This window comes from Salipiger pallidus (assembly GCF_014643635.1).
Lineage (GTDB): Bacteria > Pseudomonadota > Alphaproteobacteria > Rhodobacterales > Rhodobacteraceae > Salipiger > Salipiger pallidus.
On sequence record NZ_BMJV01000001.1, the window covers coordinates 240215 to 257091 of the forward strand.

Consider the following 16877-nt stretch of genomic DNA (forward strand, 5'->3'; position numbering starts at 1 on the left):
GTGGACATCGGGCGACGCGCTTGCTGGATGGCCAGATGGACCGGCGCTCCCGGCCGAGACGGACAATTGCCGTCGTTCGCCAGACTGGTCAGCGCTGCAGCGCAGCTTCCTTTAACCGACCATTCGTGTATCGCGCAGCCCGTTCCAACCGCCCAGTGCCCTCGGCGCGAACAAAGCTGTCGTTGATCATCAGCTTTGAGCAGGTCAGAGCTGACGCCATGTCCAGAGACCTCAGTAGGATGTCTGCCACGAAGTCTCTGAACGGGTCCATTAGGCGATCAACGATGGCCTTGGCTGTGGAGGGCCGGTCTGGACGTCATAGCTGGCAGGACTTGAATCGTTCACATAGTGATGAAATACCGTGCAAAAATTGGCGGAGCAGATCGATTTGCACATATTAAAGTCACTTGGTCCCGCTGTTGCACGCGTCTCAATGATGGAAGCCCTTCGCGCCGGACTAGGCGCATTGATCGGCCTTGGAACGACCGGGCTGTTCCTTCTGTCGCCCAGTATGGACACCCAGCTGGGTCTTTACCTTGTCGCACCCTTTGGCGCGTCTTCTGTGCTGCTTTTCGCGGTGCCGAACAGCCCGCTTGCGCAACCTTGGTCGGCCATCGTCGGCAACACCGTCGCGGCACTCGTCGGGGTCGCTGTCTGCCTTGCAGTTTCAGATCCCACCCTGCGGATCGCGCTCGCCGTAGGTCTCGCGATCACGGCGACCATCCTGTGCCGCGCGGTTCACCCGCCGGCGGGCGCGGTCGCGATGACCGCGGCCATGTCGCCCGAGGCCATCTCGCATCTCGGGTTCTGGTTTGCCCTGAGCCCGATAGCCGTGGGCACTTTGATGCTTGTCCTGCTGGCCACGGTCTACGCGCGTCTGACCGGCCGCCACTATCCGTTTCGGCAATTCGATAGCTCCAGCACGCATGGGACAGAGGATCGCAATCCGATCGAACGCCTTGGACTGTCCGAAGAAGGGCTTAGCAATATTCTCAAACGCTACAGCCAGTCTTTCAATCTTGGTGTCGAGGATCTGGCGAGACTGATCGGCGCGGCTGAATTACAGGCCGCCACGCAGGCTTCCGGGCCCTTGACGGCCAAGGATATCATGTCCCGTGACCTCGTGACGGTCGGTCAGGAAAAGGCCCTGGGCGATATAGCGGACCTGTTTCGACAGCACCGCTTCACCTCCATTCCGGTGATTGCGAGCGACAGGACGTTTCTCGGTATTATCTTCCAGATGAACCTCATCACCCAAGCACGCTCCGATGCCTTGCGGCTGGATCGGGGATACCTTGCGTCCCTTAAGAGGCTGCTGGATCGCGAGCGGACGAAGCCAGTCAGGGCCGGAGACGTCATGAACGTCGCGGTTCCGCGGGCGACAAGCAATACACCGATCGGCGCATTGTTACCGATGATGGCTGATGGTGCGACAGATGCCGTGCCTGTGCTTGAATACGGCAAAATTGTCGGCATCGTCACCCGAACGGACCTGATTGCCGCCTTCGCGCACAGCGCGATACGCGCCAAGACCTGAAGGAGGGCGATCGGCAGATACGCGGTGCGGCAACGACTGCTCATCTCACTCCCCCACCACACCACTGCGATTTGGCCTGCTTCGCAATCCTAAGCTCACTGGGGGCGGGACCTGCGGCAACGCTGCGGCCGAGACCTCAGCCAGAGATCGCGTGCCGCTGGTCCGAGCCCAGAGCTGTCGTTCGTACCAAGCTCGGGGGTTGGCGCTTCCGGCCCAAAGCTGCCTTTCATGTGGGTCTCGTCACTGCGACGCAGCTTCGCCGAACCGGCCTTCGCGACATCATGCAGCATTCGCAGGAAACCGCACTGCTGACCGCCAATTTTGCGCCGATCAGGGCCACGCTGAATGACTAGGAAACCGATACACCCCACGCGTCGCCTTCAGGCCAAAAGCTGCTCCAGTTCCAGCTCCATCTGGATAACGAAGCCGGATGCGGTCGATGCAAAGTCGACCCGGCCCATGAACTGCCCCTCGACCGTTGCCTTGATCAAACGGCTGCCGAAACCCGATCCCGAGACCACATCTGGTTTCGGCGTGGGGCATTCCTCGGCCCATGTGATCGTCAGTGTAGACCCGGAGACCGTCCAGCGGATCGTAAGGTGGCCGCCCGGCTGGAGCAGCGCACCATACTTTGCAGCGTTGGTCGCAAGCTCGTGCAAGATCAGGGCCATACCGGTCGCGGCCCGTTCGCCAAGCTGCATCTGCGGTCCGTCACAAAGACTTGCACCGACGAGATCCCCACCGAGGTGCGGCGCCAGGATCTGGTCGACCAGATCGCTGAGCGACACGGTGCCCGATGTGATGGTCCCCTGACCGCTGAACCGGATCAGGTTGTGGGCTTGCGCCAACGCCTGCATGCGCCCCTGAACCGAGGCGGCCATCTCCGCAGGGGTTTCGCTCGTGCGCGCCGCCATCGACACGATGCCACCGACGAGCGTGAACAGGTTCTTCACGCGGTGGTTCAACTCGTCAAGAAGCAGTTGCCGACTTTCCTCAGCCATCTTGATGGCGTGAATATCCGTACAGGTTCCGTACCAGCGGACGATCTGGCCGCTCTCGTCGCGCACGCATTGAGCCCGCCCGATCATCCAGCGATACTCTCCAGAGCGGTGCCGCAGGCGGTATTCGATGTGGTAGGGCTTGCCCGTTGCCAAGCTGCCTGCCCAGACTTCCGTCGTGCGGTCCTGATCCTCGGGATGGAACATCCCCTTCCATGCCTGTCCGTCGGTCGAGCCCTGCGGAACACCCGTGAAGTCGTACCACCGGTCGTTGAAGTAGTCATGATACCCGTCAGGCCGTGTCGACCAGATCATCTGGTCGATCGAGTTCGCGATCGCATGGTATTTCTGCTCGCTGTCGCGCACGGCCGTCAGGGCGCGCATCGTCTCGGTAACGTCTGTCGCCTGGACAAAGATTCCCTGCCGCGCTCCAACCTCATCAGAAATCGGCTGGAACACGAAATCGACATGTCGCTGCTCTGTGTGGCCGCTTCGGTTGAAGGCGACTGGTACGGCGCGCCCGACATGGGGTTCTCCGGTGCAGTAAACTTGGTCGAGCAGATCCGTGAAGCCCTGATCGACCACCTCAGGCAAGACATCCCTGACCGCCTTGCCGAGAAGGTCCTGCTTCCCAACAAGATCAAGGTAGGCCGGGTTGGCAATGTCGAACACATGGTCGGGGCCCCGAAGGATGGCGATCGCGCCAGGGGCTTGCCGAAACATTCTCGACAGGCGGGAGACTTCTTTCGCGGCGTTCAGACGCGCCTGTACGATCTGGGTCGTCTCGTTCCCCTGGTTGAATATTCCGGAAATGCGATTGTCCTCGCCCCGGATTGCGGTGAAGCTGTAGTTCCAATAGGTTTCCTGAACGATCCCGCCGCGCTTTATCGGCAACATCTGATCGTAGGCGGAGAATCCTTCGCCAGTTTCGAGTACCTTCGCGAATTGCGGCCCCACCACCTCCCAGATGTCACCCCAGACTTCCGCCGCCGGACGGCCAAGCGCCCAGGGATGGCGCTCGGCGGGGATCGGTGACCAGGCATCGTTGTAGAGCAACCGAAGCTCGGGCCCCCAGTAGATTGCCGTCGGGAAGCTGGAGTTGAGGCTGATCGACAGCGCCGACCGGAGCGACTGCGGCCACGTCTGCACCGGGCCAAGAGGCGTAGATGCCCAGTCGTAGTCCCGGATGAGTTGCCCCATCCTGCCACCACCGTCCAGGAACGCCCCTGCCGCATCGAGACCCATGGTTGCTCCTTCGTCCATTCCTCAGGCCAGAAGCCCTCAGGATCGTGGCATAGTCCGGTCTTTTCCGAAAGACGACATCACACGAGGGCGAGCTCCAAGGTGTTCGGGCAAGCGAGTTTATCAGCTCGGCCTCGGTTCGGCTTTGGTCAAGCAATTTAGCGCAGAAAATGAATGGTCGCCCCGCGAGACTACGCCGGGGCCTCGCCCCACGCGTCCGGCCCTCTCCGGACATTCGCCAGGTTGGGGCCCGCCGCGCTGCAGCTTGCCCGAACCGGCCATTCAGGCCTTCGCGCAGCATTTCCTACGATCCGATGTCGGCAGTGCGGACAAAGTGGGCTTTCGCTGAGGTTGCGCCAACGTCTGGTTTGGTAAATCAAGCAGGTACAGCTTTTTGAGCCAAAGGACTTTCCATGAAGACCGTGAAACTGGAGCACGAATATGCCTCACCGGCAAAGGATGTCTGGGCGTTGGCAACGGACCTTGATGCTCTCAGGGAGATTATGGATGGCGTTGTCACCTTCGAGGGCTTGCCGAACGGTCGCGTCTATCGGGGCCAGAAGATGACCGTCCAGGTATCGCTGTTTGGAAGGTTGCCGGCTCAGCCGTATTTCATGGAAGTCTTGGAATGTGACGACGACGCAATGATATTGCGGTCTTTTGAAAAGGGCGCAGGAGTCAAGTCGTGGCGCCACACTCTGACCGTTGAACCGCACCAATCAGGATCCCGGCTGCGTGACATTATTGAGATCGACGCGGGCCGGATGTCGTGGGTCTTCGCTGCCTGGGCGCGGTTTCTGTATCGCAAGCGACACGAACCGCGCGTTCGCATGTTGGCGGAAATGCAGGCGAAACGGTCTGCGAGTTAGTTGTCCGATCCAGTGTCGCCACTAAGTGGAGCGAGATGGACTGCGGTACTCCGCAATATATGCAGCGAGCTGCAAGAGGGGCTCGGAGCAGACATGCGGTGCCGCGGCGAATCCTGCTCCACGCAGGCAGCGGCGACCGTGGCTCTCGGCCCGAAGCTGCCGTTCGCAAGCCTTGTAAAAGCTTTACTGCAGCATCTCGAACTAGACCTTGGCAACTCTCCAAATGCCCACAAATGTTTCAATACCCACAACGGGTGTGCCGTAAGATTGCCTCGATTTTAAAAATAATGTGACAAATCTCTCGAAACGTTTCTGGAGATGCCTCCATATCTTTTGTTTGAAATTTTCCACCTGTCGCCCGAGTGAAAAGTTTTACATCCAAGTTATCAAACTCGCTAAACCTTTTTCCGAGCAGTTTCGCCATTACCTCTCGGTACTCAGCTGTTGCGGCCAATCTACTTGCTAGCTTATGCTCTGCAGACTTCAATTCATGAATCTTCCCTTGATCATCCCACTTCCCGAGCCAACACGCTTCACAAAGATCCAGAACTTCCCTAAGGTCAGAACTGAATTCAAGTAAAACCTCTCTCTTCGAGACCCTTTTGTTCAATATCAGTGTGTAAGTAAAGGCGAGGAGCGCCCCGAAACCAACCGCTGCTAGCGCGCTTAGATATGTGTGGTAAGTTGGTGTAGGCGAGACAGAGGACCACAGAAATATAGAAAGCATACGGAAATAATCTCTTTATATCCCTGAACTCACCTTTCGACCTTTGCGTCCCCAATGTGCTCAAAGATGCTAGCGCTATATCTATCATAGTAGGGGGTTTTAGGCACTAAACTCAGCCGCTTCTTAATTTCATTTTTTGGAATTATCCCCTTACGCACTAGCCCCCCGAAGGCTTCCTCAAGGAAGGAAGATCCAAAGTTCAAAACGCCTTCTAAAGAGATCTCAACAATTCTATCCTCACGTACTGCCGTTTGAAATGCGGGGGTCAGAACAGAATCTCTATATTTCTGCCCGTTGTAATCCCCATCGTTGTCATCACGCCCCGACGGGAATTTTGAAAAGTCGGAAAGCTTTAGCATAATATTTTCACTCATTCGTTTCAACTCCAGCCGGGAGCGACAGGCGCCACTCCACTAAAGTGCCTTCTAGCTCGGTAGACAACCCGCTCTTGGTGATGCCAGTTCCCTTACTATATCGATAAAAGCCGTACCTACTGACGATGCTGATGGACCCATCATCACAAAGATCAATTAAAGATTGCATCTGCGGCAGGCCAAGACCTCGCTGAGGATCTTGCGTCTGAGTTTTTCCTTTTTTCATAGAATAGTTAATATAGTGCTGATCGTGCGTGCCGATACGTTCAGCCTTATCGCGATCGTAATCGAAATCTGGCACTACCGATCGCATTATGGTTTCGACTGCATGTTTAAACCATTCCCGCTGTGGAAGAGTTCCAGGGATTGTAGCCCCTTGATCATATACCACCACTCGAATTTCGCGTTTATCGCGATCAGCTTGCGCCGCAAACCACCACTGTCCAATCGTGTCGTACTCTGAGTTTTCGACAAATTCTTTGGGGTATGCATGACGAGCGACATTGATCATAGCTTCGCTAACAACGCTATTGATATCTATCAGCAGCTGTTCAGCATACTCGTCATCAACCGAAAGGAACCTTAGCAGTTCCAATACACGGTCCGAACATTCTTCCAGACCATTTGCATTAGTCCCGGACACAGCACTAGTCACTTTTCGACCAGAAACACCTCCAATGTGGACAGGTATTCCAGAGCCAACCCCCACATGCCCAACGAACTCAAAGAATCCCACATCATGTAAAACCTGAAAAACGTCTTGAGGCCACTCACCGTAATTAATGGCTGGGGGTGTTATACCGGACATACGTCGTGCTCGGTCATAGCATGATGCGATGACAAGTGCAGCCGATACAGATATAGATTCAATCTTAGAGAAATCATAGAACGTAGAAATACGTGGCAAGCGATTGGGAATCTCTTTCACCCAATTTACACGATTAGATGATGGAGATCTTTTTCTCCCCATCTTTTCTCTAATAGACTTTAGGAAGAGGAGAGTATCTTCAATTCCATCCTCAAAATTTATGAGATGAGGCGGGTTCATTGGAGGTTTCATACAGAGTGCTGTGCGCTCTTGCTGACCGTCCCAAATGCGTACCTTAAAGGCCTTGGGATTAGGGACGCCTTGCGACGAGAAACTCCGAATGGCCGTCAATCTACGAGCCCGACGAACGTGGTGTCTCTGCGCTCTCACTGATCGATGCGCCAATATGGCCTTATAACGAGGGGTGAGCTTCTTCATCTATAAGTCGGCCAACTGAAAAGTTACGTTGTGCAGCGCGGCATGTACGTTGTGAGCTTTCTCAGCGCAAGTTCTTCGCGTCCTCCAGATCAAGCTAGTGGACTACCTTGTGCGCGCGCAAGGCTGAACTATCTTACTTTAAGTGACGTAGGGTGGTTTGAAGCTGTATTTCAAGTGGTTACCTATGCCCGATCGCCCATCCAGAACTTTGATGCAGCTAAGAAGTAGGTCGGCCGCTTGTCGTTCCTTCTCGCTTAGCGGGTCATAGCAACGAAGATCGGTATTCCGCCCTTCGTGTCGTCCAGGCGGCTACTGCCCCATGTTCCTCACTGAATGTCCGCTTCCTCGGGTCGACCGGGGCACCTTGGCGTCCGCAGCGAAGGTCCGCTCCCCGCCCTTTCTGACAGCGCCTGGTGTCACGCTTAGCGCTTTAAGAATGTCGCCAACGGGCGGCGTCTGTAGAACCGCTGTGTCGGACGGATCCCGCCACCCCGACAGCAACCCAGTGCGCCGACCTACCCCGCATGGCTGAGCCATGGCAGCAGGTTGACTCTGCATAGCCAAAACGCTGCAATGCAGCCGCAATCTACTACCTCCGGACTGGCTCCAACATGGTCAACCATACTCTTCGCACGTCAACATCGAACGCCTTCAGTGCCCTCGAGGCTGTTCTTTCGAAGAGCTACAGGTTCATCGCGATCGATGTTGAGACAGCCAACTCTGACGCTGGCAGCATCTGCCAGATCGGTCTCGCCTGCGTCGGCGATAATTATGTGGAAGAAGTTGTTACGCTTCTGATCAATCCGCAGTGCCACTTCGGGGCAATGAACATCCAGATCCACGGCATCCGCCCCGAGCATGTCTCGGGTGAGCCCCTGTTCGAGGACTTCCTGGACGCGGTTGGTGACTTCCTCGAGCGGCACGCCCTGTTCCAGCACAGCTCGTTCGACTCCCGGGCCATCAAAAGCGCGACCGAGGCCTGCAACCGTATCTCCGCACCCCTGCAATGGAACGACAGCGTCAAGATCGCCCGACGCGCCTGGCCTGAATTCAAGGGCAACGGGGGGCATGGGCTCAGCCATCTCAAGACTGCGCTGGGGCTGGATTTCCGGCATCACGACGCCGGCGAGGATGCCCGCGCTTCGGCCGAGATCGTGTTGCTGGCGGAGGCGCAGATGGGCATGCCTTACCAGGACATCCTCGGCCCAAGCCAAACACGGCCGACCAGGAAGGCATCGGTCGCACGCACCGGCTGCACTGACGCACCGCTGTCCGGCAAGATCGCGGTATTTACAGGGGCTCTCACCATGACTCGCCGGGAGACTGCCGAGGTCGCGTCGCGTGCGGGCATCACCACGGCGCAAAGCGTGTCGAAGAACGTTCATCTTCTGGTCGTTGGCGACCAAGACCTCTCAGCGCTGGCGGAGGATGAAAGCAAGAGCGCAAAGCATCGGAAGGCTGAGGCGCTAATTGCCAAAGGGTGCGAGCTGAGAATCATCGGCGAGACTGACTTTCTCGCGCTAATCGCCGTGAGCTGACGTTTCCCTATCCGTCCTTTGCAACAGGCTTGGACGCCCCAAGAGATGCCAAGTATCCGAAATTCGGGCTTGGCACTCACCATGTCCGAATTTACTGACTGCGTAGAGTTTGAGCGGACGAAAGAGCCTTCCCGCTGAGCTCGTCTCCCTGAAACGAGCCGGACGTATTCCAAGAGGCTCAAGTCACCTTGCCGTCCAGCGGCGTATCAAGGCCGTCCTTCGCGACCTCAAAGACCACCTGCCCGCCCTTGTCGAGGAACCGCTCGCGCTGCGCGACGCCAAAGTCACGGTAGGGATAGGTGCTGCGGGGGATCGGTGGGCTGAACTGCTCGAGGCGATCGGACGGCGCTTCATCGAGGGTCAGATCCGCAGGCTCGAGGTCATAAGCGAGGCAACGGACCAGCGTCATTTTCCGTGGGACACCTGTCGCTTAACCTCTTGATTTCGCTCAGTCGCAAAATGCCGACATGTGGGACACCTCTTCACTGATTTCCCGGCGAAAATCCGGATTTTCAGTATCCCTTCACCCGCTCCAATCCCTCCCATTCCATCTATATTTATCAGACCATTGGGGCGTGATGTATCCCAGACCATCTCTGAGCCGTCGGACACTGCGGCATCTGAACGGCGTGCCGGGCTATGCTGTGCGGCCCAGATAAGGGCTGCGGTTCCTCTCGGAAAAGCGCCCGGCGACCGCACCCAAGCACAGGATCTCGCAAGCGACATTGCCACCGATGGTGGTGAGTTTGCTGCTTGCGATGGGTGAGATATCGCAACGGGCCCTTTTCCGTCGAGCACGCCACAGAGACGCGAGCAATCTATCGCACCTTCACACCTACGCCTTTCGAGAGAGAGGGCCGCAAAGCCCCGTCGAGCTTTGCGGCCAAACCGATCAAGCATCGCAACGTGATCAGGATGGTGACATTGGGATGCCACACAACCTAAGATAATACACGCCGGCTTTTCAAGCAACCGATTTAAGGGGAGGTCGCATTGCTGTTTCGAGAACTCAGCATTGCATGCAAGCAAAGCGCATCATTTCTCAGATGCTCCTCCCAGGCCTCATCACCCAACGCGATCACCCAAAGGTGCCACTGCTGCAAGGGCCATAGAGCAAAATCCGCTGAGGCTTGAGGTGCTGCCGATCTCGTTCGCGACGAGGCCCTGTGCCTTGTCATAGGCCCGCACCAGCGTAACGGCGAGGCCCGCAAGCGGCAGCATTATGAACGGGCGCAACAGCGGTGACCCTTTTTCTTGGTCACATCCTTCCAGAATTAAGCGGCACGCGTCCGCGTGGGGTGTGGGAAAGTTTTAACCCTAAGGCCTGAACGAGGACGACGTCCGTCCGGTTGCGGGCTCGGGCAAAGCGCCAGCGGTGGCGGGTCGTGATGGTCGCCGGGTCGTCCCTGGCCGCGGGCTGGCCCCGGTGCGCACTAAGCCGCACCGGCATCGAGAGCCTGGAACCGTCTTTCACCGCGGGCTGGTTGTGGCCCAGGATCTTCAGGCCCGGCCCATCCGCCGCCTGCAGCCTCTCAATGAGCGCGTTGAGCGCCCTGCCCTAATGATGGCTGAAGGCGTCGGCCTCCGCCGGGCCGTGGCCGCCGAGCAGGCGGTCCTTAATCATGTCTGAGTTGTGGCCTATCACGCGGGAAAAGGTGTTCCGATCGGGCGGCCCACCATGACAACGCCAGCGCGCTTGATGGCTTCATTGAAGATGATGGGCGTTGTCGCGCACGAGGGTGAGGGGTCCCCGGGCCTCCAATATGGTCACCGCAAGGTATGAGCAGACCTCCAAAGACGCCTTCCAAGACGGCCAGTTGGCAAACTGACGACAAGCCGCCGAGGCCGCGCGGACCACTGATCGTTTGGGTCGATCCCTCAATGCAGTGGGACGCCATCCTGTTGGGCCGTCGCCCCCGTCAGAAGGCCTGTGCCGGCGCTGCGATCCAAGCATGCCTCATTTTCAAGGCCCTCTTGAGGCCGACGTTTCGCCAAGGCGTGCCATTGGTCCTTCGACACTGGCGCGGTTTCGTGGCGAGCCTGCCCGAACCGTCCGGGCTCGATTGGTCCGGGACGGACGTCAACACTCTGTCACGTCCGCTGCCCGGCAGGCGCGATTGCAAGATGCAGCCGAGAGGGTCCGGAAAAACTTGAACGTGACGGTCTCGTATAGCGGCTGCAAATCTGATTGCGCCCTCTCGGAACATCACTCCGGGATGCCCTGCCGGGTGACAGTCAGCACCGGCATCAAGATGGAGGGCTAAGACGCGCCATCGGCTGTTCATATGGCTGGCCGTCCCGAACAAACCAACCACCAGGCTGTGTGGTCACAAGGCGGTCCCTCCCTCGGATGTCTCATGCGGTCCCGAGCCAAAGCAAGCTCCGTCAGCTTGATGCGAAAGGCCACGCCTTTTTGGCGGCAGGCTTCGCTCACAACAGGTTCCGGCGCAGGTGCGAGCGGCATGATGCCAAGGGTGCATCAGCTTGTGGCAGCCGCGATCCAGCCGGCCCCCCTTTGACGCGACAAGGTTGCGTCTCGGAAAGGTTCATTGCGATCCGCAGTCTCTTTGTGGCGCAGACGCCGTCAATCCAGACCAGGCGGCGGCGCTGAAAGATGGCGTCAACAGACGAGGCCGCCCACACCGTCATGGATTATCAGGTCCTTGGCCACCGGAATGCCGATGGGGATCCAGCTGCGGTACCCACTAAAGGTCAAATGATCCGCAGCAACGAGTCCCCCCGCCGGTCGGTGTGGCCGGGCCGGCATAAGCGCCTAAGTAAGACGTGAGTCCAACACGAGAGACACGGAATGGCCGAACGCCCACCGACCGAAGCAGGTCGTGATGCCGTCATCACCCAAGGCATCGTCACAGACAACCCGGAAGCATTGCTTCGCGGCACAGGATGGCGCGTTGTATGGGCGATCTTTCGCGAGGGCGGCTTGCGGCTCTGGAGCGATGACGCCTTCGGGCTGGCCGGAAATGTCGCCTTCCGCGTCCTCATGGCCGTCTTCCCGTTCCTGATCTTCACGTCTTCCCTGACCGCCTTCTTCGGAAATCAGAGCATGGCCGAAGACCTGATCTCGTTCCTGATCGCGATCGTGCCGGATACCTTGATCGAACCCATCGTCTCCGAGGTCCGCCAGGTGATGACGGTGCAGCGCGGCGGGGTGCTGTCGCTCGGCATCCTGCTTACCATCTGGTTTGCACTGGGCGGTGTCGACGGCATCCGGGTGGGCCTCAACCGGGCCTACGGGATCCGCGAGACGCGCCCCTGGTACGTGCTCTATCCGCTGATGGCGCTGATGGTGCTGATCGCCAGCCTGGTCCTGGTCCTGGTGGGCTACCTCCTTGTGCTCGCCCCCCGCGCCGGCTCGTGGCTGCACGTCCTGTTCCCCAGTTTCGACCCGGCCTCCGTGACGGTGAGCCTCGTGCGCTACCCTTCGGCCGCGCTCATTCTGATCGCGTCCCTGTTTCTGGCCCACGTGCTCCTCCCGGCCCGGCGCACGCGCTTTTCGTCGATCTATCCGGGCGTGCTGTTCACGGTTGCGTCGTGGATCCTGCTGACAGTCGCCTTCTCGTTCTACCTCGCGCATTTTGCCTCCTACGCAAGCTACTACGGCGGCCTCGCGGGGATCATTGCGGCCCTGTACTTCATGTATTTGGCTGCGCTGGTTCTCATTTTTGGCGGAGAGCTCAACCGGGCGATACGCATCCGCCGCCTGTCACGCGCGATGCGCGGCCGCGGATAAATAGCGAGGCTTCCATGGCGCCGAGTGTGGGAGCCCGTTCAACGCTTGGTGCCCTCGTGCACCATCATGCTTACCGCTGCGTTCCCTCTTTGGGTATAAGAGGGCTTTGCGTGGGTCGATAGCAGGGCTCGCTCAATCCGCCCCATTGCTGCCTGGTCGCACATACGCAGAGAGCAAGGAAGGGATAGAGGTCAAGCGTACCAGTCACGGCGGTTTGCGCTTCAGCAGGCCGGCCAGCTGGGTGACCGAAGGCGTGTCAGCGCCGGTTGATGATGAGCCTTATGCTCCCCGCGTGGGCCTCGGCTGTAAGGCGCCGTCACACCAGACAGGCCTCGCTCCAACAACAACAATCCTCGGGAAGCATTCTGACAGGTAAGCGCCACGGGTGCACGAGGGCCAACGCAGCGCCGGTCTCAGTAGACACTGCGACGGCGCAAGATCTCCTGAACCAGACCATTGCGCGCCGGTAGGAAGCAGCAGGCAAGTACGAAGCGGAGCGGGTTGATGATCATCATGGCGCAGCACTCTCCGTTTGACACGTGATCCGTGGACGGCAGGGCATAGAACCCGGCCCGACCCATGGATTAGGTCAGACCGGATTCGGTTCCATGAACCTTCTGCAACAGCTTTGCGACAGCAGCCGCGCGCGGATCAGAGGTAATCGGCGCGCTGCAGGCCATACTTGGCCATCTTCTCGTTGAGGGTCCGGCGCGGCAGGCACAGCTCGTCCATCACCGACGAAATCGCCCCCTTGTGGCGCCGCATGGTGTTGTCGATGAGCATGCGCTCAAACGCCTCGACATATTCCTTGAGCGGCTTGCCCTCGGTGGTCATCACCGGCTGCATGTCTTCGTGGTCGTTCATCAGCAGGGACGCGATAGTACCCTGCCCCCGCCGCGATTGCAGCACCGCCCGCTCGGCAAGATTGATGAGCTGGCGCACGTTGCCGGGCCACGGCGCCTGAAGCAGCTGAGCCGCCTCCTGCGCGCTGACCTGCGGTGCATCGCAGCCGTATTCGTCGGCGAAATCCTCGGACAGACGTGTGAACAGCGTCAGGATGTCCTCGCCGCGCGACCGCAGCGGCGGCACGGTGATCTTGAGCGCCGCAAGCCGGTAATAGAGATCCGGGCGCAGTGCGCTTTCACAGGTACGGCCCTCGTCCTGCAGGTTGCAGATCGCGACGATGCGGGTTTCGGGCGGATTGCCCTGATCGTTGATGACCGACAGCAACCGCGCCTGCGCACTGTCGGTAAGGCTCTCCACGTCCTCGAGAACAAGCGTACCGCCGCGGGCCTCTTCCATGGCCGGAAGGCGCGTGTCCTCGGGTTGCATCGGGCCAAAGAGGCGCTGCATCAGCGCGTCCTCATCCATGGCGGCACAGGACAGCAGCACGAACTTCTTCCCTGCCCGGCTGCCGACCGCGTGCAGCGCATGGGCGATCAGCGTCTTGCCGGTGCCGGTTTCACCGTCGATCAGCACATGACCGTCCGCCTGGCCGAGGTCCAGCACATCTTCACGCAGACGCTCCATCGCCGGGCTCTGGCCGATCAGCTTTGACATGATCTGGCCACCGTCCGACAGCTCCTTGCGCAGGGCACGGTTGTCCAGCGTCAGGCGGCGCGCGTTGGTCGCCTTCTTGGCCAGTTCGGACATGCGGTCGGGGTTGAACGGCTTTTCAAGGAAATCATAGGCGCCGAGGCGCATGGCCTCGACCGCCATGGGAACGTCGCCATGGCCGGTAATCATGATGACCGGCAACGTGCTATCATTGCCCATGAGCTTCTTGAGAAACTGTATCCCGTCCATGCCCGGCATGCGGATGTCCGAAATGACGATCCCGGGATAATCCGGGCTCAGGGTGGACAGTGCCTCTTCGGCACTGCCAAAGCTCTCGGTGTCGTAACCGGACAGCGCTAGCCACTGGCTGATGGACTGGCGCATGTCCTTTTCATCATCAACGATGGCAATCTTCATGGCTTTTGTCATTCGTGTCTTTCGCCTTTTCCAAGCCTTCGCATGGCCGCGCCGTCATTCTGCGGCGTCAGCGCTTTCATTCAAGATAGGGAGCTGCATCTCAAAAACAGCCCCTCCGTCGGTTCCGTTCCGCGCCGTGAGCCTGCCGCCAAGGTCCGCGACGATGCCAGAACTGATCGCAAGCCCGAGGCCCGTGCCATCGCCGGGCTGCTTCGTGGTGTAGAACGGTTCGAACAACTCATCGAGATCCTCGATGCCGTGACCGTTGTCGCGCACGCTCAGAACGGCGGTTTCGCCGCTGGCGAGAATGATCTCGATCTCCGGGTGTGCTTCGGATTTCGTGGCATCGATGGCATTGCGCAACAGGTTCACGAGCACCTGTTCGATCCGCATACGGTCGCCCATCACGCGCACCGGCACGTCGGGCAGGATCTTGGAAATCCGCACGCGACGCGTTTTCAGCTGCGGCTCCATCATCGACAGCGCCGAGGCAAGCGCATCGGCCATGTCCACCGGGCTAAGTTGCTCCTGCCCCTTGCGGGCATAGGATTTGAGCTGCCGGGTGATGGCGCCCATGCGTTCGATCAGGTCATCGATGCGGTGGAAGGCGGTCATCGCCTCTTCCGGGCGGTTGCGGCGCAACAAGAGCCGCGCGCCCGCAAGATAGGTCTTCATCGCCGCAAGCGGCTGGTTCAGCTCGTGGCTCACGGCGGCTGACATCTCACCCAAGGCGGCAAGTTTGCTACTTTGTTCAAGCGTTTGCTCGGCGGAAGCAAGGTTCTGCTGAACCCTCTCGCGTTCCGCGATCTCACGCTGCAGCCGCGCGTTGAGACGGCGCAATTCAAGGGATTCCCGCTGGAACAGCGCCATGCGCAGGGCGGTCCGGCGCGATAGCGCGTAAAACGCCAGCGCGGCCAACAGGGCAAAGCCCATGATCTCGAGCGCGAGCACCGCGTTCACCTTCTCGCGCACCGAGGCATAGGTGGTGAAGGTCGCCATGGTCCAGCCACGGAACGGTATACGGCCATCGACGCGCATCACCGCCTCGCCCGCCACGTAAGCGTCGGGCGGCAAGGCAGTCCAATCTGCGGTTGCCTTGATGGCGCGCTCGATGGCACCCTCGGGGCTTTGCCGGGCAAGCGCCTCGGCAATGGTCCGTCCGCGCCAGCGCGGCTCGGTGGCAAGCACGATCGTACCTTCGGAATTCAGCACGGCGACAGCGTCCGTGATGCCGGCCCAGGCCCGTTCAAACTTGGCCAGGTCCACCTCGACGACGATCACGCCGATGACGGAGTTCTGCACCTCGAGCCGGCGTGAATAGGTGAAGCTATAGCCGCCTGCCTCACGGGCCTGCGTGGTGAAGACCGTCGTGTTCGAACGCAGCGCGTCAACAAAATGCGGTGCGTTGCGATGCTGCTCGCCAAGCCGGTTGCGGTCGGTGGCGGCAACGATACGCCCATCGCGATCCAGCAGGATCAACGAGGCCGCACCAATTTCATCCACGTAAGAGATAAGCCGTTGAGAAGACTGGCTGAAATCGCCTGAATTCAAGGCCCCGATCAAAGCCGGGTCGCGCGACAGGAGCTGAGGCACGATGGCGTTGCGGCGCAGTTCCGACAGGATATTGCCGGAGTACAGCGCAAGGCGCAGCTCGGCCCGGTTTCGTGTACTTTCGGTAAACCTGTCGGTGAGCATCAGGTTGGTGATCCACACCGTGGTCACCGCGAGCAGGACAAGGACGCCAAGCGCAACGCGAACCCGCCAGCCCAATGGCCCGGATTTGCGATTGTGTCTTGAGGTCTCTGTGCTCTTTCCCGACATGCGGCGCAGGTTACGCGCCACGTGTCGGAGGCTCAAGTCAAGCTTCTGCCAGTGCCGAGGTCAGATTGGCGAAAAGGCGCGCACCGTCCTCGTTGCCCTGGGACGGATCGCAGGCGCGTTCCGGGTGCGGCATCATACCCAGCACGCGGCGGTTGTCCGACAGGATGCCGGCAATGTCGCGGTCGGACCCGTTGGGGTTGTCGGTGTAGCGGAACGCCACCCGGCCCTCGCCCTCAAGCATGTCGAGCGTCGCATCGTCGGCAGTGTAGTTGCCGTCGTGGTGGGCGATCGGAATTCCGATGGTCTCGCCCGCTTCGTAGCCACGGGTAAAGATCGACTGGTTTTCGCGCAGCTCGAGGCCGACGGTCCGGCAGATGTACTTGAGCCCGCCGTTGCGCAGCAAAGCGCCGGGCAGGATCTTGGTTTCCGTCAGAACCTGGAAGCCATTGCAGATCCCAAGAACATATCCGCCACGTTCAGCGTGCGATTTCACTTCGTGACAGATCGGGGAGTTGGCAGCGATGGCGCCGCAGCGCAGGTAATCTCCGAAGGAAAAGCCGCCGGGGATGCCCACGATGTCGATGCCGGACGGCAGGGCCGTATCCTTGTGCCAGACCATCTCTACATCGAGACCCGCTTTACGGAACCCTTCGGCGAGATCCCGGTCGCAGTTGGAACCAGGGAAGACGATGACGGCAGCTTTCATGAGGAACTCCCTAGGCTGGCGGAGAGGCGTGTCGCCGCATCGCATAGCGGCTTTCAATCTGCGGTGCAATCTTGCATCCAAGCTTTGTACCCTG

General features: G+C 59.4%; 12 protein-coding genes. 5 read left to right on the forward strand and 7 right to left on the reverse strand.

The window, feature by feature from the left end:
• The first annotated feature begins 433 nt into the window (after positions 1–433).
• Positions 434–1537 (forward strand): HPP family protein, encoded by a 1104-nt coding sequence (locus IEX41_RS01180; protein WP_188788027.1) that lies wholly within the window; start codon positions 434–436, stop codon positions 1535–1537.
• A gap of 380 nt (positions 1538–1917) precedes the next feature.
• Here IEX41_RS01180 and IEX41_RS01185 read toward each other — a convergent pair whose 3' ends face one another.
• Positions 1918–3780, reverse strand: coding sequence for a sensor histidine kinase (locus IEX41_RS01185; protein ID WP_188788029.1), 1863 nt, complete (start codon positions 3778–3780; stop codon positions 1918–1920).
• A 410-nt stretch (positions 3781–4190) separates the two neighbouring features.
• Between IEX41_RS01185 and IEX41_RS01190 the strand changes: the two genes are divergently transcribed.
• The gene (locus IEX41_RS01190) at positions 4191–4646 is read left to right on the forward strand and encodes an SRPBCC family protein (RefSeq protein ID WP_188788030.1); all 456 of its coding nucleotides are present in this window, start codon (positions 4191–4193) and stop codon (positions 4644–4646) included.
• A 756-nt stretch (positions 4647–5402) separates the two neighbouring features.
• Here the strand turns inward: IEX41_RS01190 and IEX41_RS01195 are convergent.
• Complete coding sequence (locus IEX41_RS01195; protein ID WP_188788033.1) at positions 5403–5747, reverse strand: STAS-like domain-containing protein; 345 nt, start codon at positions 5745–5747, stop codon at positions 5403–5405.
• Complete coding sequence (locus IEX41_RS01200) at positions 5740–6795, reverse strand: ATP-binding protein (protein ID WP_188788034.1); 1056 nt, start codon at positions 6793–6795, stop codon at positions 5740–5742. Before IEX41_RS01200 ends, IEX41_RS01195 begins: the two co-directional genes overlap by 8 nt.
• Positions 6796–7604: 809 nt before the next feature.
• Here IEX41_RS01200 and IEX41_RS01205 point away from each other — a divergent pair.
• On the forward strand, positions 7605–8531 hold the full coding sequence (locus tag IEX41_RS01205; RefSeq protein WP_188788036.1) for an exonuclease domain-containing protein: 927 nt from the start codon (positions 7605–7607) through the stop codon (positions 8529–8531).
• 178 nt (positions 8532–8709) lie between these two features.
• On the opposite strand, the gene IEX41_RS01210 is transcribed toward IEX41_RS01205, so the two are convergent.
• Positions 8710–8940 (reverse strand): hypothetical protein, encoded by a 231-nt coding sequence (locus IEX41_RS01210; protein ID WP_188788038.1) that lies wholly within the window; start codon positions 8938–8940, stop codon positions 8710–8712.
• A gap of 1370 nt (positions 8941–10310) precedes the next feature.
• Between IEX41_RS01210 and IEX41_RS21795 the strand changes: the two genes are divergently transcribed.
• Positions 10311–10685 (forward strand): transposase, encoded by a 375-nt coding sequence (locus IEX41_RS21795; RefSeq protein ID WP_373285599.1) that lies wholly within the window; start codon positions 10311–10313, stop codon positions 10683–10685.
• A 655-nt stretch (positions 10686–11340) separates the two neighbouring features.
• Complete coding sequence (locus tag IEX41_RS01220; protein ID WP_188788041.1) at positions 11341–12282, forward strand: YihY/virulence factor BrkB family protein; 942 nt, start codon at positions 11341–11343, stop codon at positions 12280–12282.
• Between the two features lie 651 nt (positions 12283–12933).
• On the opposite strand, the gene IEX41_RS01225 is transcribed toward IEX41_RS01220, so the two are convergent.
• The 3 genes from IEX41_RS01225 to purQ are packed head-to-tail and all read right to left on the reverse strand — an operon-like array spanning position 12934 to position 16783.
• Positions 12934–14268, reverse strand: coding sequence for a sigma-54-dependent transcriptional regulator (locus tag IEX41_RS01225; RefSeq protein ID WP_188788043.1), 1335 nt, complete (start codon positions 14266–14268; stop codon positions 12934–12936).
• A 42-nt stretch (positions 14269–14310) separates the two neighbouring features.
• Positions 14311–16077: a sensor histidine kinase gene (locus IEX41_RS01230; RefSeq protein WP_188789204.1), complete on the reverse strand. Its 1767-nt coding sequence runs from the start codon at positions 16075–16077 to the stop codon at positions 14311–14313.
• 37 nt (positions 16078–16114) lie between these two features.
• Positions 16115–16783, reverse strand: coding sequence for a phosphoribosylformylglycinamidine synthase subunit PurQ (gene purQ / locus IEX41_RS01235; protein ID WP_188788045.1), 669 nt, complete (start codon positions 16781–16783; stop codon positions 16115–16117).
• Positions 16784–16877: the final 94 nt, after the last annotated feature.